Below are 15,355 nucleotides of genomic sequence, written 5' to 3' on the forward strand. Positions count from 1 at the left end.
TAAGCAATGGTTTCTCGCGTCATTCCTGTCGAAACATTTGATCTGGTCATTTTTGGCGGGACGGGTGATTTGGCTCGCCGTAAAATTTTACCGGGGTTGTTCCGCAGGTTTCGATCTGGACAGATGCCCGAAGGATCGCGGATCATTGGTGCGGCACGGTCGGATATCGACGGTGCCGGATATCGCCAAATGATTACGGATGCCGTTGCCGAATTTGGTGGTGAAGAAAAGAATGACATCAAGGGCTTAGAGGCGTTCATTGCCACGCTTGACTATGTTGCAATCGATGCAAAAGGTGACGGTGGCTGGGCGCAGCTAGCCGCGATGGTGCGTCAAGACGTTGTGCAAGCCTTCTATTTTTCGGTTGCGCCATCGCTGTTTGGGGATCTGGCGGAACGGCTTCATACTCACAAAATCGCCAATGCATCCAGCCGTATCGTTGTCGAAAAACCCTTCGGTCGTGATCTTGCAACGGCGCGGGCGTTGAATGAAACGTTGGCCGCGCACTTTGACGAAAGCCAAATTTACCGCATTGACCACTATCTGGGCAAAGAAACTGTTCAGAACCTCATGGCTGTGCGCTTTGGTAATATGCTGTTTGAACCGCTTTGGAACAATCACTACGTCGATCATATCCAAATTACGGTCGCCGAAACGGTCGGGATCGGTGGGCGCGGGGCTTATTATGATAAGTCGGGCGCGATGCGCGATATGGTGCAAAACCACTTGATGCAACTGCTTTGCCTTATCGCGATGGAGCCGCCAAACCAGTATGGCGCAGACGAAGTTCGCGACGAAAAACTAAAAGTTATTCGTGCGTTACAGCCCGTAAAGCCCCATCATATCGTGCGGGGGCAATATGATGCAGGCCCTGATGGGCCAAGCTACCGTGAAGACGCTGAAAACCCGCGTTCTTTCACCGAAAGCTTTATCGCGATGAAATGTGAAATCGCGAACTGGCGGTGGGCCGGGGTGCCGTTCTATCTGCGGACCGGGAAGCGGATGAAGGCGCGATCATCTGAAATCACCGTTTATTTCAAGGATCTTGGGCATACGATCTTTGAAGGTGACGAAGCCCGGCACCGCAATATCCTGTCGATCAGGTTACAGCCCAATGAAGGCATGGATTTACAAGTGACCATCAAGGAACCCGGTCCGGGCGGGATGCGTTTGGTCGATGTGCCGCTGGATATGACATTTGCCGATGCGCTTGGTCCTGATGTCGAAGAAGTCCCGGATGCCTATGAGCGTCTGATCATGGATGTGATCCGCGGCAACCAAACACTGTTTATGCGCGGTGATGAGGTTGAAGCGGCTTGGGGGTGGACTGACCCGCTGATCAACGGCTGGGAAGCCCGCAATGATGTGCCAAAGCATTACGATGCCGGGTCGAACGGGCCCGAAGATGCGCTGGCTATGTTGCACCGTGACGGTAGAAAGTGGCGTGAAATCAAGGCCTAAACCCTTGAACTTTACTCAACATACAAGACATAAAAAAGGCGATCCCAAATGAAATTGCTTGAATATCCCGACGCGGAAATGATGATGATGAATTTGGCGGATACCCTCGCGGGTGAGCTAAAGAACACGTTGCTTACCCATGATACGGCGTCGCTTGCGGTGCCCGGAGGCACAACGCCCGGTCCAATATTTGATAGCCTTTGTGCCGTTGATCTAGACTGGGCGCGGGTGCATGTGATGCTGACCGATGAACGCTGGGTGCCGGAAACATCCGACCGCTCGAACACGCGTCTTTTGCGACACCGTTTGTTAGTCAACCGGGCTGCTGCCGCGCGCTACATGCCGCTGTATGGCGATGCGCCGACGCCCGAAGAAAAGCTGCCTGAACTGGCGGCGGACCTTGACCCTGCGTTGCCGCTGTCGGTCTGTTTGCTTGGCATGGGCGCAGATATGCATACTGCGTCTATTTTTCCCGGTGCGGATCAGCTTGATCTGGCGATTACCGGCGATGATCGTTTGGTCGCGATGCGTGCCCCGGGCGCGCCAGAGCCGCGCATCACACTTTCGGCAAAGGTGATTAACGCGGCGATCAACCGTCATATTGTCATTGTCGGCCCCGAAAAACGCGCAGCGTTTGAACGTGCACAGACCTGTCGCCCCGAAGACGCCCCAGTCGCGGCTATTCTCAACGGCGCAACCGTCCATTGGGCGGAGAAATAGCATGTGGGATAAACTCAAAGAACATCACGCACAGGTCGCGGATCGCCGTTTTGAAACGCTTGTCGATGCCGCGCGGGCGGACGCGTTTTCGGCGCGGGCCGGCGATATGCTGTTTGATTACGCCAAAACGAATATCGATGCCGACGGGCGCGCATTACTGATTGATTTGCTGGACCAGACGGACGTCGCACAAAAGCGCGATGCGATGTTTGCCGGTGCTGCGATCAATGAAACCGAAGGGCGCGCCGTACTGCACACTGCGTTGCGTAACCTTGATGGTAATCCGGTGTTTGTCGATGGCGCGGATGTGATGCCCGGTATTTTGGACACGCTTGACCGGATGTCTGCATTTGCAAATGCCGTGCGTGATGGCAGCTTTGCCGGGCAGGGTGGCCAGATCACCGATGTGATTAATATCGGTATTGGGGGCTCTGATCTTGGTCCGGCGATGGCGGTCAAGGCGCTGGCCCCGTTTCACGACGGTCCGCGTTGCCATTTCGTGAGCAACGTTGATCCGGCGGATATTGCGGCGGCAATGCAAGCCTGCGACCCTGAAACGACGTTGGTGATTGTCGCTTCAAAGACCTTTACCACGATTGAAACCATGACCAACGCACGCACCGCGCAGGCGTGGATGGGGCAAACGGTTACAGATACGGGCGCGCAGTTCGCGGCGCTGTCGACGGCTGCTGACAAAACTGCGGATTTTGGCATTACGCCAGAGCGGGTCTTTGGTTTTGAAGACTGGGTCGGTGGCCGCTATTCGATGTGGGGGCCGATTGGCCTGTCACTGATGATCGCGATCGGGCCAGATGCATTCCGTGCGTTCTTGCGTGGCGGGCAGGCGATGGACGTGCATTTCAAAACGGCGAAATGGGAAGACAACCTGCCTGCGTTGCTCGCACTTGTTGGCATTTGGCACAACCAAATTTGCGGTTATGCGACCCGCGCAGTGCTGCCTTATGATAATCTTCTCAGTCGGTTACCAGCCTATCTTCAACAGCTTGAGATGGAAAGCAACGGCAAGGGCGTCAGCATGGATGGTGCTGATCTGACCGTGAATTCTGGCCCTGTTGTCTGGGGTGAGCCAGGCACAAACGGGCAGCACGCGTTTTACCAGTTGATCCACCAAGGGACGCGGGTGATCCCTTGCGAATTCCTTGTGGCGGCGCGTGGGCATAATGACGGGTTGCACCACCAGCATCAGCTCTTGGTGGCCAATTGTCTGGCACAATCCGAAGCATTGATGCGCGGGCGTGATCTGGATGAGGCGCGCAGCAAAGTCGCTGATAAATTCACCGGGGCTGAATTAGAGCGTCAAGCAAAGCACCGTGTGTTTGCGGGCAATCGCCCCTCGGTGACGATTGCCTATCCGCAGCTTGATCCATTTATGCTGGGCCAGATCATCGCCCTTTATGAACATCGTGTGTTTGTCGAAGGCGTTGTGCTTGGGCTCAATTCCTACGACCAATGGGGGGTTGAATTGGGCAAAGAGCTGGCCACTGCGCTACAGCCTGTTGTCGAAGGGGCGCAGTCAGCGGACAATAAAGACGGATCAACGGCGGCGCTTGTCGGGTTCTTGCAAAGTAACGGCGTTTAGCGCAAAACCCTGACTGACCAACTAGAAAGCGATGCGATGATTGCCCAATATATCCCCTATGCGATGGCCGCTGTGCTGATCCTCGCACTTTGTATCGATATTCGGACGGCACGGATGCCCAATTGGCTGACGTTGTTACCTGTTGTCTTGTTTATCGTGCAGATTGCGACCTCTGGCGACCCATCGGCCTATGGATGGCAGTTGGCACAGGGGGCTATCGTTTTTGTGTTGGGGATTGGGCTTTTTGCCGTGGGCGGTATGGGCGCAGGCGCGGTCAAATTGCTTGCAGGCACGGCGCTGCTTATCCCGACATCAAACGGGTGGATTGCGGTGGTCGGGTTTTTGGGCGCGGTTTTTGTGTTGTTCCCAATCATCATTTGGACCCGCAAGGCCATTGGTTCAGAAGATAGCAAATGGGCTATTCTTGCACGCCAAATTCTGCCGATGAGCCTGCCGATCGCTGCGGCAGGCCTGTTGGGTATGTTCTACGCTTAGGTGGATCAAGATCCACCCTACGTTAGATCGCGGCCGTCACGATAATTTCGACGTTGTAGTCAGGCGTGGCCAGCTTTGCCTCGCCGGTCCAGCGCGCCGGCGCGTGCCCTTCAGGCACCCAAGCATCCCATGCGGCGTTCATGTCTGCAAATTCGCTGGCGATATCAGAGACCCAAATCTGTGCGGTCAGCAGGTTGGTCTTGTCAGTTCCTGCTTCGGCCAAGAGCGCATCGATTTTTGCAAGAATATCGTTGGTTTGATCGGTGACTGACGCCCCGGCAATCCCGACCTGACCGGCGAGATAAGCAATCCCATTGTGGATCACCAATTGGCTCATCCGGGCGTTTGTGTGTTTGCGCGTAATCTGTGGCATGCGTCATTTTCCTTATGCATGAGTTCATGATTTTCTACGCAAAAACTCTGCCCAGGCCAAGTTCATTCACGAGGCTTAACCCATTGCCCCCTGTCACTTGGTAGACGAGGCCGATCACCAGTTTGCAAGCCAGCGCTGCACGGTTTTAGGCAGTTTGGCGCGTTTTTCAGCGCGCGCATAAAGGGCGGCTTTGCGATCTGCATTGACCTCACAAAACTGCTCTACTGGGTCAAAGTGAATTAAATCCGTGGACTGGTCCGATTTGATCGTATCGTAATCTACGCTAGGAAAGGTGATATCCTTTGTATCGCGCAACCAAAAAAGGTCCGGGGCCGACCAGTTGATCAGCGTCTGCGCTATGCCGGGGCGAAGTCTTGGCTTGGTTGGTTGATCAAATTTGCTGTCGGCCTTCATGATTTGGTTAATGAGGTCTTGCGGGGGGACGGTCTGATTCAGACGGCCTTGGTTGCAATCATAAAGTAGGGACATCGCTTCGGCAGATAGGCTTGTATTTGCGGTGCTTTCCGCACGGGTTAGGTCGTTTTGATCTAAATTTGGGAGGTGCTTGCTTGCAAAATCTGTCACGATGTCACCGTCGATCATCGCTGACCGGTCAAAAACATGCAGGCGAATTGTGCCGGACCAGTTATTGTAAAGTGGCTCAAGCGCGTCGCGTATGCGCGTGCGCGACATCTGCTGCACCGTTCTGACCTTTTTGAGGCTCTGCTGAAACGCAGACAAGAAGTAGGTATCTGGCGCGCGTAAGTAGGCAATTGCCGTCTTGGTTTGTGCAACATTGTTTGTGAGACGCTCGAAGCGCTGTACTGTGTCCTGTCCGATGAGGCTGAAAAAAAATTCACTGCTTAGCAAAACCGTTTGGGGAGGTTTTCTCTCGACCGTGTCTAAGACTTTTGTCCACTCAGCTTGTGACTTCTTTTGCGCCTGTGCCAATGTTATCTTCAACCAATCGGAACGCACGGCGTCATCCGTTTTATCATCTAGCAGATGGTATCCTAGGATAATCCCATTGCCAGAATGCGGATAAATGTCTGGAAAATAGATGCCTTTTTCCATCATGGCAGCGCGCGATTGTGTCAACACCTTTTGCAGTGTTGTTGTGCCCGTTTTGTGGTGTCCCAGATGTATGAGGAGTTCTTGGGCTTTCATTAGCGCGTTGACCTTTTGGAATGCTTCTTGCGGTGTAGATGGCGTATTGAGACCTCGTTCACCAGTGCGAAGTCAAGTGGATGCGATGAGCGCGAAAACGTGATCAATAGTCTGCTCTAGCTAAGAGTTACTACTAAGAGTAAGGTAGTCATCACTCCTTCACTGCCTTACGTTGTTTTTTCGAGAGGCCTCTTAAATAAATACATTTCCTTTGATGATTTTGCTCGCCAACTGGCTTTAGAGTGTCTAATTTTTTAGAATTTCTGCAGATCAATTTGCCAAGTTAAATATTATAATAGGAAAGAACATTGGAAAACCCACACCTAACCTGCATCGTTGAATGGGAAAACGCCAACGCATTGGAACGAGAAGCTGCACGACACTTTCTGGACGGTATCGGTAAGCGTTTGATCGAATTTGGAAAAACGTCAAATCTTTCAGCTGAAATTTTGCTGGTGTTTGATGAGGACGTCTTGGAAAGCGACCTAAGGGAAGATATCGCATCTTGTCCCAGCCTTCAGGGGGCAGATCTTCCCGTGCGATTGCTCTTTACCCCTCAAGCCAAATATTATGAAAAGAAGGGGCTTGCGGCACAGCATTCGCAGGCGGAAATACTTCTTTACGGTGATAGCGACTGCGATTTTGTTCAGGGCTGGATTGAGGCGCTGACAGGGCCGATCTTGCGAGATGAGGCCGACATGTGTCGCGGAGCTACGCGCGCGAAGATGGAAAAGGGAACCATCCCCATCACCTCTGCAATCGCTTGGTTTTTTGCGACACCATATGCGGGCGATCCACTGCAAAAAAAGATGGCCGATCGGTTCTTTGCAAATAATTTTGCCATTCGGCGGAGCGTAATTGAGGCCGTGCCTGTGCCGCGGTTGGACGGATCGCGGACCAGTGGCGGACCTTGGATCAAGCGGCTCAAAGGCGCGAATGCGCGCGTGCTGCACGTGTCCGAAGCCGTGGCCGACCATAAGCAATACGATACATTTGGGGATCTGATGAAACGTGCCAAGCTCCTTGGCGCTGATCGCGATGTCTCAAATGCAATTGCAGGGCGGCGGCGTTCAACACGGGTGCTGCGGGCATTGCGCAGTTATTTTGCGATGTCGTTTTCGTTCTTGCACCGCTTTGTCAAAGTAGCGCCGCAATACGCGAAGGTTTGGCAATTTTTGCCTGTGCTGTTTATCGGCCTTATGTTTCAAATCGTGGCCGCGAGCGCGCAGTTCATATCGGCTGTGACCGCAAACTTAGGTGACGAAAAAGAGAGCTATAACGAACTATTAGAGATAGCGAAGGTGTCTTCCTAGCTTCCGTGTAGCTTTTCGTAGTGGGCGCCATAGCGCCCGCTAACGGCTGACACGCGCCCGAAGGCCGCACCAAGTTTGCGCAGACCAAATGTAAGATGCGGACCTGGTATGATTAAACCGTAGACGGATTGAAATGTGCCGACAGTTGCTTTGTTTGTGATGAAGGGGAGGGACCGCAAAAACATGGTCAAGCCGCCGCCTCGTTTGCGCCGCAGCCATTCTGCTGCGGTTTGATCCCGCCCTCTTTTAAACTGATAGGACATGCTTAATCGCGAAATGGGAACCGTGTCGAACACGAGCGCATCGTCGATCCACGTGCTGGATCCACCCAGTTTCTGTAAATCACGCCAGAAAGCTGTGTCAGATCCGCCCCCAAGCCCGATGTCGTCGTCAAATCGTAAGCCGGTGCGCCGCACGAAATCCAGATCACATATCCAGTTGTTGGTAGCAGCCCCAATTCTATGGCTTTCGCCGCGTGCGACATTCCGACAGTTTTTGGTCCTTGCGCGCGCATACCATTCAGTGACACCTTGAATCAGTCGCCGCTGAACCCAACTAAGTTTTTGGTCTTCGATATACTGGGGCGAGATCGGCCCAGTTGCAAGGTTGTCGCCTGACACTGCGAAGCCTTTGTACAGATTCACAAGCCAGTCTTCGGAAACCCATTCATCGTCATCGACGAAAACGAGATACTTCGCGTCTCGTTCTACTGCGTGACTAAGAACGGCGTTGCGTGCAAAAGGAATGCCCAGCCGTGGCTCAATTAGTAGTTCACACTGGCATCCCGTCGCATCACGTAAGGTTTCGGCGTCATGTTCAATACTGAGAGCCTCAGCGTTTTCGGCAAAAACAAAGACAATCTCGATACCTTCTGGCCGCTTCATCGCGGCGAAAGAGGCGAGCAAACGCCGAAACATTTCAGGCCGCGCCCGTGTAATTGCGCCAACAACTAATACGTCTGTCATTAATCGAAGCCCCCTAAAATATGTCGCAGTTTAGAGCCTAACTGATCGCCCTAGAATCGTAAAAACTTCATTGGTGTTGACTACGCGAAAACATGCTCACCGGGAACCAACTTGTGCGGCCTTAGCAATAGGCCCCATTTCAGTCACCAGCCACAGTCACCTGTTGCTACGGTGCGACCCCTCAGAGGAGACATTCGCTGCGCGTAAGAAATCGTACGACATGCGGATTTTCATAGCGCAAATGAAGCGCTTTTTCGCTGTGTTTGCCCGGGTGATCGCCTTGAATCATTGGGCGTATGGCGATCTCGTATCGCCATACGCCTTAGTTCTATGCAATGGCCCTATTTGCCATCCACGTCGCTTATCTGCGCAGGGATAGTATTCCGTACAAGACCGCCATGGGACCATATAGCTCGGGTTTCTCCGTGACGAGGCAGCCTGACGCGTGGCAAATGGCCAACCCGGCGTAAAGCACACGATGCGCGAAAAGAGCGTTTAGGACAAATCTCATTGCAGCTTTCAGTAGTTGTAGCTCGAACATCTTTTTCTCCTTAGGATGTTGAACCAGGCCTGGCGGTTGAATTAACGATATCGATGGTTAGAGTTGTGCCAGACGTACCTCGGACGGTCGTTTCAATTAAGTTACCGAGGTCGATAACTCTTGGAGACAATCATGTCTGATGACGCCAGGGCGTTCGGCCAAGTGGTACGACAGCGCCGCAACACTCTGAATTGGTCAGGAGAGAAATTAGCCGCTGAGGCGTTCGGCAACCCCGAGCGCAAAGGCATGATTTCACTAATAGAAAACGGCAAGATCCCGAATCTCACACGCGACACTGTCAGAAAAGTCGCGCAAGCCCTCTCCCTCGAAGTTGAGAATATCCCGGCCTCCCTACGCTGGGTTGAGGCGGTTGAGGTCGGCGAAGACACCAACTCGATGGTCCGCGAAATACACGCAGACACTGAAAAGCTTGTTGAAATCTTCTCTTCGCAGGCTCAGAAGTTCAAAATTAAGGAAGGGATGCTGATCGCACTTGCTAAGAAATACGCTAAGGGAAGCCCACATGACTTCGATGATGCTTATGAGGGACTGGGTCGCGCACTAGAGGTTGCCGCAAAAGACCGAGAGAATGGGAAACTCCTTACCAACCTCGATGATGCAGTGAATGCTATCATAACTCGAATCGATGCATTGAACGACGCGGGGAACCTCGAAACCGCAGCGGCGTTGCTAGTCGAAGAGGAGGCACGCGCAAAAACCGGTTTAATTAACCTTTATTACAAAGGCATAAATCAAGCCATTATTATGAGAAATGTAAGTGTTGCCGCCGACTATCAAATGAAAATACTGTCTTTGAAGGCTCCAGAGCCAGATGATACTTACCATCATTTGAATTGTACTTACATGGGGTGGTCTATGCGCGCATTGAGAAGTGGCTCGAACTTCGACATCGAAGTCTCGAATGCACTTATGCGGCGTATGATGGACCGTTTCAGCTATGACCGGCGCATCAAAGGCCGTTGCCTAGATTACTTAGGTGATGGCCTCAGAAGGCTCGCGTACCGAGAAAACAATCTTCAAAGGTTGGAGGAAGCACTTGTCGTTTTTCGTTTTGCACTAAGTGAAACTGATCGTGATGTTGATGTACTTTTATGGTCAAGTCGTCAAATGAGCCTAAACTTCACCCTCTACGAACTCGGAGAGCGAGAGAAAGGTATAGAGGGGTTGGAAGAGGTGGCGGCTGCGTTCTGCGAAGCTCTTGAAAAAAGGACACTGGGCGAGCAAAGAATTATGTGGACGCAACAACACAAGCAGCTCGGGTTATCACTCTGGGAACTTGGAGAGAAAAGTGGCGGGTTAAAGAGACTGAAGGAAGTGATCGCTGCTTTCAACATATTTCTCGAAGGCGAACTGGTTGACACGAAACCCGTTAATCGCGCCATCATGCAGTGCCAACAAGCTGTTGCAATGTTCGAGTTAGCTGAGCGTACCGATGATTCCGCTGCTGCCATCCGTGCTTTGGGACAATTAAGAAGTGGAGCTGATACTATTCGTGAGCACGGTAAGGAGGCGATTGCAAACAGGCTTGAAGGCATGATTCCGGATGCGCATACGTTACTTTCTCATTTGCAGAAAGACAGGCAATACTAGTGCAACTAGTCGAACCTAGCTTTTCTGAAGCAACCATTCCGGCAGGAGGTGGAATTAGGAAGCTGGGAACACCCCAGCCTTCTATCGGAGCTTCGCCGCCATTGGCGCTGGCCACAGCCGTCATCGCCTGATGAATGGCTACTCTCAAGAATAATCGTCCAAATGCTTGGGGCTCATGACGGAGCTGTCATTGCGTAAAACACGAACTCGGATTTGGTATACACTGCCTTCACAGTTCCCTGCGATGGGAGCGGCGGCTTTGTCCGCAAAGCAGCCATCTGGGCGCCAGAACTGCGCTGCGACGCGGAGAATGGCAGCAATGAGCCCAAAGTGTCGGATGCTGCAAGGTCAATGGATGTCCGCTGTTGCGAGACAGCCAGAAATCTTCAACAACTGATTGAGTTTTGAACGGGTTTTTTTGGCAGCCGAAAATCGACCGTTCCTCAGCCATTCCAAAAACGAGGGTTTATGAAAAATAGTATGCAGTGTAAATACTTTATTAGCGTGCTGACTTATTGAGATTGGGAGCGATAGTTGAAGATTTTTCCTAACTATAGAAAAAAGGAGAGAAGAGAAGAGACCAAAATTTCATTTGAAGGACTTCTTTTTTCTATCTTACTCTTTTCCATTAGTTGTGGAATTTTTGTGTGGGGCGGAAGCGATTTTCCACCTGTGAGCGATGGAGCTTGGAATAAAGTTCGGTGGGCTTCATTACTTGTTTCCATTTTGGCATTTTTTCTTTTCCTACAATCACTTTTGGAGTTCGCCATCGCGGCAACCGTTGGTCCCGAAAGATTTTTCGCCGCCTATTTTCTTATCTTTGCTGCTTTTGGAGCGGTTGCTTGGTTTTTTAGGTAAAGGACTCCAAAAGCCACCGTTTTTGAATGGTTCGCTGAGCCGGACATTGGCGCACTTGCAGCAAAGGTCTGAACAGTCCCGCATAGCCGCCATTAAAGCTGCTCAACAAATACCCGACTACTAAAGCCCTTGCCTAACCGGCCCGCCTGACCGCCACCACCTAAAGTTTGACAATCCCGCACACCGCGACGGTTTTCCGCCCGCGCCCATTGTCGTGCGCATACCACTATCTTGAATTGGAGTTTTCTCAATGTCGGCATCGGTCATCGGCGCGCTGCGCGTTAATTTGGGATTGGATAGTGCCCAATTCGAGCGCGGCGCAAAACGCATGGATGCACCTTTGCGACAAATGCGAAAGCAGTTCATGGCCGTTTCAGCGGCGGCAGTGACCACAGCCACAGCTTTGGCTGGGGTGACAATGGGAGTGGCCGCGAACGCCCGAGAGGTCGACAACTTCGCGCGTGTTGCGAACACTACGCCAGAGGTGTTTCAGCGATGGGCTGCCGGCGCGCGCACGGTTGGCATAGAGCAGGACAAGTTGTCCGACATCCTGAAAGATATGAATGATCGCATCGGTGATTTTGCATCAACGGGCGCTGGTCCAATGGCCGATTTTTTTGAGAATGTCGCACCAAAAGTCGGCGTCACAGCGGCGTCATTTCGAAATCTTTCTGGCGCTCAAGGTTTGCAGCTTTTTGTCAGCAGTCTTGAAAAGGCGAACCTGACCCAAGCAGAAATGACATTCTACATGGAGGCGATGGCCAGCGATAGCACGCTGCTTTTGCCGCTGCTGCGTGACAACGCAAGCGAGATGGATCGATTTGGCGATAGCGCTTCATCATTGGGCGCAATTTTAGATCAGGACGCGATTGCCTCCTTGCGTAAAACCAGCCTCGCGATTGCCCAAGTGGGCACCGCGTTCACCGGAATGGCAAACCGCATTGCGGTGCAGGTGGCCCCATCGCTTGCAGCGCTCGCCAATGCCTTCGTGGCATCCATGCAAGAGGGCGGGCTGTTGCGCGGGGTGACCGATGCGATCATCAATAACCTCGACCGCTTGGCTGTCTACGCAGGCGTCGCAGTGACCGCTTTTGGCACGCGGTACGTTGGCGCACTTGTTGCGGCGAAGATCGCAACGCTTTCACTGTCTGGCGCACTTGTGGCGCTGCGCACGGCGCTGATCCGCACCGGCATTGGCGCATTGATTGTTTTTGCAGGCGAACTGGTGCTGCGGTTTGGCCGCTTGGTGGCGCGCGTTGGTGGCTTTGGCAATGCGCTTGGGTTACTGAAGAATGTGGCCGTTGAGGTGTTTGGCCGCATCGGAAAGTCTTTTGCGATGGTCCCAGCAGCGGTCAAGGCGGGTGCTGCGCAAATGGCCTATTACTTCTCGCAGCAACTCTACCAAATGGCATATGATTTTGCGTTGTTTACACAAGACATAGCAGAGGGTCTCAACAACATTTTTGGGAGCAATCTGTCTGGGTTAAGTACGCGTGCGCTTTACGCCAGTGATCTAGGACAGGCAATGCGCGGTCTCGGGGAGACGGCGGCATTTGCTGCTGCAGAAGTGTCGGCACTGGGCCGCGAAATCACTGCTCCGCTCGAAAGTATGAATGCATTGCGGGCGGCCACTGTGGCGGCTGGCGAAACAATCGCCGACACTGATGACGGCGCAGGCGATCTTACGGATAGCCTTGTGCATCTGCCCTCCGAAGGCAGGGGTCACAAGATGGGCGGGTGTCAGTGTTCGTATGGGCGGAACCGGACTTTCGCTGCACTTTGCCGAGATGTCTGCTGTGCGGACAAAGCACCATTTCGCTGCAATTGCGCCAATGTCTGCATCATAGCTTTTATGAAGGCAAAAGCGTTCGAAGCGTCGCAGAAGGCGAACGGTCACCGACCGTCAACTCACTCACGGATTCCGCAATAGAATGTCGGTCAATTCGGAAGTGACGATACAGATCGTCGATGCTTCCCGTTTGGCCAAAATGCTCTACGCCGTGGGGGATGGTTTTGTGACCTGCAACTGCGCCAAGCCATGACAGTGTCGCGGGGTGGCCGTCGATGACAGTGACAACCGTGCAGGAACTTGGAAGCTTTCCCATCAATGCCTCAACGTGGCTCGTGGCTTTCTCATTGCCTCTGGTGCGGTCGCGTTGCGCGGCGGTCCAGCCTGCGTTCAGCCGATCGGCGGAGGTTACGGCCAACACGCCAACATCGCGTCGGTATTCACCAATCATCCCGGCGGCGGCGATTGCCTCGGGTGCGACGGCACCTTGGTATGCGATGACGATTGAACAGTTGGGGCCGGGTTTGCGCAGCCAGTAAGCGCCGTCGATTGCGCCTTGCCTGAAGTCATCGTCAACACGTTTTCCGGGTTGTTCGATTGGGTTGGTCGTCAGGCGCAAATAGACCGAACCACCAGTTTCATCACGAAGCCAAGTGCGCTCGTCCGGGTCGCCATCGCCGCTGCGCTGCATGTAATCAAACGCCCATTCCATGATGACGGCCAGTTCATCGACGAAAGCCGGTTCAAACGCGGCCAATCCGTCTTGCGACATACCGATCAAAGGGGACGCGATGGATTGATGCGCCCCGCCTTCGGGGGCGAGTGTCACGCCAGAGGGTGTGCCAACCAACATAAACCGCGCATCTTGGTAGCAGGCGTAGTTCAGCGCATCGAGGCCACGAGACACGAAAGGGTCGTAGACCGTCCCGATGGGGATCAGGCGCTTGCCGAAAAGCGAATGGGACAGACCAGCCGCGCCGAGCAGCAGCATCAGGTTCATTTCCGCGATGCCAAGTTCAATGTGCTGGCCTTCGGGGGCGAATTCCCACTTCGCAGTAGATGGGATTTTATGATCTTTGAAAGTGTCGGCCTGCGCAGTGCGGGCAAACAGCTTGCGACGATTGACCCATGGGCCGAGGTTGGTAGTGCCCGTCACATCCGGTGAGGTCGTGACAATCCGGTCGGCCAAGGCACTGTCGCCTTTCGACAGGTCATCAAGGATTTTACCAAAGCCCATCTGAGTGGAGATTTCGCGGTCGCTCGCAATCGCGATGTCCGGCACCGGTAGGGTTTGATCAGTGAACCGACGTGCCCCTTTGGCAAAGAACGGCACTTGATCCAAGTAAGTTTGGAAACTGACAGCGTCATTCACTGTCGCCAAAGCATCCCATTCCGCACCTTCCGGAACACCCATATCGGATTGCCATGCTGCCATTTGGTTCTTCGTCATCAGCCCGCCATGGTTGTCCTTGTGACCCGCAATCGGCGTGCCCCAACCTTTGATCGTATAGGCCAGAAAACAGACAGGTCGGTCATGATCGATGGCGGCGAATGTCTCTGCCATCGTTTCTACACAGTTGCCACCGAGGTTTTCCATCAAAGCGGCAAGTTCTGCATCACTCCGCGCATCCAGAAGGGCCGTCACATCGCCTTGGTCGCCCAGATCATCCATCAAATGTTTGCGCCAAACGGCACCGCCCATATAGGTCAGTGCGGAATAGAGCTGGTTGGGGCAATTATCGATCCACGTTTGTAGTTTGTCACCGCCGGGTTCCGCGAAAGCCGCCCGTTGCAGCACGCCGTATTTGACGCGCACGACGTCCCAACCAAAGGCATCAAAGACCTTCTCAGCCCGTTCGAACAGCCCTTCACGAACAATCCCATCCAGCGATTGACGGTTATAATCGATCACCCACCATGTATTTCGCAGATCGTTCTTCCAGCCTTCTTGCAAGCATTCGTAGATGTTGCCTTCGTCCAGTTCAGCGTCGCCCATCAGCGCAATCATCCGGCCAAGTGGCACTTCTTTGCCCCAAGTCTTCGCCTGCACATAGTCTTGGATCATCGACGCAAAAGACGTGATTGCAACGCCAAGCCCGACAGAACCGGTGGAAAAGTCCACATCATCAATGTCTTTAGTCCGTGAAGGATAGCTTTGCACACCGCCAAAGCCGCGAAAGTTCTCCATCTTCTCACGCGTCATATTGCCCATGAGGTATTGCATCGCATGAAAGATCGGCGAGGCATGGGGTTTGACCGCGATACGGTCCTCGGGTTTCAGCACCGAGAAATAAAGCGCCGTCATCAACGACACCATCGAGGCAGAAGACGCCTGATGCCCACCCACCTTGATCCCATCCGCCTTGGGGCGAATGTGGTTGGCGTTGTGGATCATCCAATGCGACAGCCACAAAAGGCGTTGTTCGACGGTTTTCAGATGGGTGTTTTGATCAGGCATGTAC

At 53.2% G+C, this 15,355-nt stretch carries 12 protein-coding genes; 8 read left to right on the forward strand and 4 right to left on the reverse strand.

The features are described from left to right. Positions 1-6: 6 nt before the first annotated feature. Genes zwf through Yoon_RS07635 form a run of 4 tightly spaced genes read left to right on the forward strand, consistent with a single transcriptional unit; the run spans position 7 to position 4,276 of the window. Positions 7-1,461: a glucose-6-phosphate dehydrogenase gene (gene zwf, locus Yoon_RS07620; protein WP_238111529.1), complete on the forward strand. Its 1,455-nt coding sequence runs from the start codon at positions 7-9 to the stop codon at positions 1,459-1,461. Between the two features lie 48 nt (positions 1,462-1,509). Next, positions 1,510-2,181: a 6-phosphogluconolactonase gene (pgl, locus tag Yoon_RS07625; protein ID WP_238111531.1), complete on the forward strand. Its 672-nt coding sequence runs from the start codon at positions 1,510-1,512 to the stop codon at positions 2,179-2,181. A gap of 1 nt (position 2,182) precedes the next feature. Next, positions 2,183-3,781 carry a glucose-6-phosphate isomerase gene (gene pgi / locus Yoon_RS07630; protein ID WP_238111533.1) on the forward strand — a complete coding sequence of 533 codons (1,599 nt, stop codon included), beginning with the start codon at positions 2,183-2,185 and terminating at the stop codon, positions 3,779-3,781. A 36-nt stretch (positions 3,782-3,817) separates the two neighbouring features. Beyond that, positions 3,818-4,276, forward strand: coding sequence for a prepilin peptidase (locus Yoon_RS07635; RefSeq protein WP_238111534.1), 459 nt, complete (start codon positions 3,818-3,820; stop codon positions 4,274-4,276). Positions 4,277-4,298: 22 nt separating this feature from the next. Here Yoon_RS07635 and Yoon_RS07640 read toward each other — a convergent pair whose 3' ends face one another. Both Yoon_RS07640 and Yoon_RS07645 read right to left on the reverse strand, forming a co-directional pair. After that, a complete protein-coding gene (locus Yoon_RS07640; protein WP_238111535.1) occupies positions 4,299-4,649 on the reverse strand; it encodes a RidA family protein in 351 nt (116 codons plus the stop codon). 114 nt (positions 4,650-4,763) lie between these two features. Further along, complete coding sequence (locus tag Yoon_RS07645) at positions 4,764-5,816, reverse strand: hypothetical protein (protein ID WP_238111536.1); 1,053 nt, start codon at positions 5,814-5,816, stop codon at positions 4,764-4,766. 308 nt (positions 5,817-6,124) lie between these two features. On the opposite strand from Yoon_RS07645, the gene Yoon_RS07650 reads away from it, so the two are divergent. Next, entirely contained in the window at positions 6,125-7,129 is a 1,005-nt protein-coding gene (locus tag Yoon_RS07650; protein WP_238111537.1) for a hypothetical protein, read from the forward strand. Here the strand turns inward: Yoon_RS07650 and Yoon_RS07655 are convergent. Continuing rightward, positions 7,126-8,094, reverse strand: a complete 969-nt coding sequence (locus tag Yoon_RS07655; protein WP_238111538.1) for a glycosyltransferase family A protein — start codon at positions 8,092-8,094, stop codon at positions 7,126-7,128. The two genes, Yoon_RS07650 and Yoon_RS07655, sit on opposite strands and share 4 nt — an antisense overlap. 673 nt (positions 8,095-8,767) lie before the next feature. Here Yoon_RS07655 and Yoon_RS07660 point away from each other — a divergent pair. The 3 genes from Yoon_RS07660 to Yoon_RS07670 all read left to right on the forward strand — a co-directional run bounded on the left by Yoon_RS07660 (position 8,768) and on the right by Yoon_RS07670 (position 13,034). Further along, a complete protein-coding gene (locus Yoon_RS07660; RefSeq protein WP_238111539.1) occupies positions 8,768-10,246 on the forward strand; it encodes a helix-turn-helix domain-containing protein in 1,479 nt (492 codons plus the stop codon). Positions 10,247-10,780: 534 nt separating this feature from the next. Further along, positions 10,781-11,104: a hypothetical protein gene (locus Yoon_RS07665; RefSeq protein ID WP_238111541.1), complete on the forward strand. Its 324-nt coding sequence runs from the start codon at positions 10,781-10,783 to the stop codon at positions 11,102-11,104. Positions 11,105-11,354: 250 nt separating this feature from the next. Then, complete coding sequence (locus Yoon_RS07670) at positions 11,355-13,034, forward strand: hypothetical protein (RefSeq protein WP_238111542.1); 1,680 nt, start codon at positions 11,355-11,357, stop codon at positions 13,032-13,034. On the opposite strand, the gene Yoon_RS07675 is transcribed toward Yoon_RS07670, so the two are convergent. Then, the gene (locus tag Yoon_RS07675; protein ID WP_238111543.1) at positions 12,955-15,351 is read right to left on the reverse strand and encodes a 1-deoxy-D-xylulose-5-phosphate synthase N-terminal domain-containing protein; all 2,397 of its coding nucleotides are present in this window, start codon (positions 15,349-15,351) and stop codon (positions 12,955-12,957) included. The two genes, Yoon_RS07670 and Yoon_RS07675, sit on opposite strands and share 80 nt — an antisense overlap. Between the last annotated feature and the right edge of the window lie 4 nt (positions 15,352-15,355).

Origin of the sequence: Yoonia sp. I 8.24, assembly GCF_022096995.1 — a bacterium.
Classification (GTDB): domain Bacteria; phylum Pseudomonadota; class Alphaproteobacteria; order Rhodobacterales; family Rhodobacteraceae; genus Yoonia.

What these genes read in the sequence shown, in the direction of transcription:
- pgi (WP_238111533.1), top strand. Translation starts at nt 2,183, where the DNA reads ATGTGGGATAAACTCAAAGAACATCACGCACAGGTCGCGGATCGCCGT.
- zwf (WP_238111529.1), top strand. Translation starts at nt 7, where the DNA reads ATGGTTTCTCGCGTCATTCCTGTCGAAACATTTGATCTGGTCATTTTT.
- Yoon_RS07635 (WP_238111534.1), top strand. Translation starts at nt 3,818, where the DNA reads ATGATTGCCCAATATATCCCCTATGCGATGGCCGCTGTGCTGATCCTC.
- Yoon_RS07675 (WP_238111543.1), bottom strand. Translation starts at nt 15,351, where the DNA reads ATGCCTGATCAAAACACCCATCTGAAAACCGTCGAACAACGCCTTTTG.
- Yoon_RS07640 (WP_238111535.1), bottom strand. Translation starts at nt 4,649, where the DNA reads ATGCCACAGATTACGCGCAAACACACAAACGCCCGGATGAGCCAATTG.
- Yoon_RS07655 (WP_238111538.1), bottom strand. Translation starts at nt 8,094, where the DNA reads ATGACAGACGTATTAGTTGTTGGCGCAATTACACGGGCGCGGCCTGAA.
- Yoon_RS07660 (WP_238111539.1), top strand. Translation starts at nt 8,768, where the DNA reads ATGTCTGATGACGCCAGGGCGTTCGGCCAAGTGGTACGACAGCGCCGC.
- pgl (WP_238111531.1), top strand. Translation starts at nt 1,510, where the DNA reads ATGAAATTGCTTGAATATCCCGACGCGGAAATGATGATGATGAATTTG.
- Yoon_RS07645 (WP_238111536.1), bottom strand. Translation starts at nt 5,816, where the DNA reads ATGAAAGCCCAAGAACTCCTCATACATCTGGGACACCACAAAACGGGC.
- Yoon_RS07670 (WP_238111542.1), top strand. Translation starts at nt 11,355, where the DNA reads ATGTCGGCATCGGTCATCGGCGCGCTGCGCGTTAATTTGGGATTGGAT.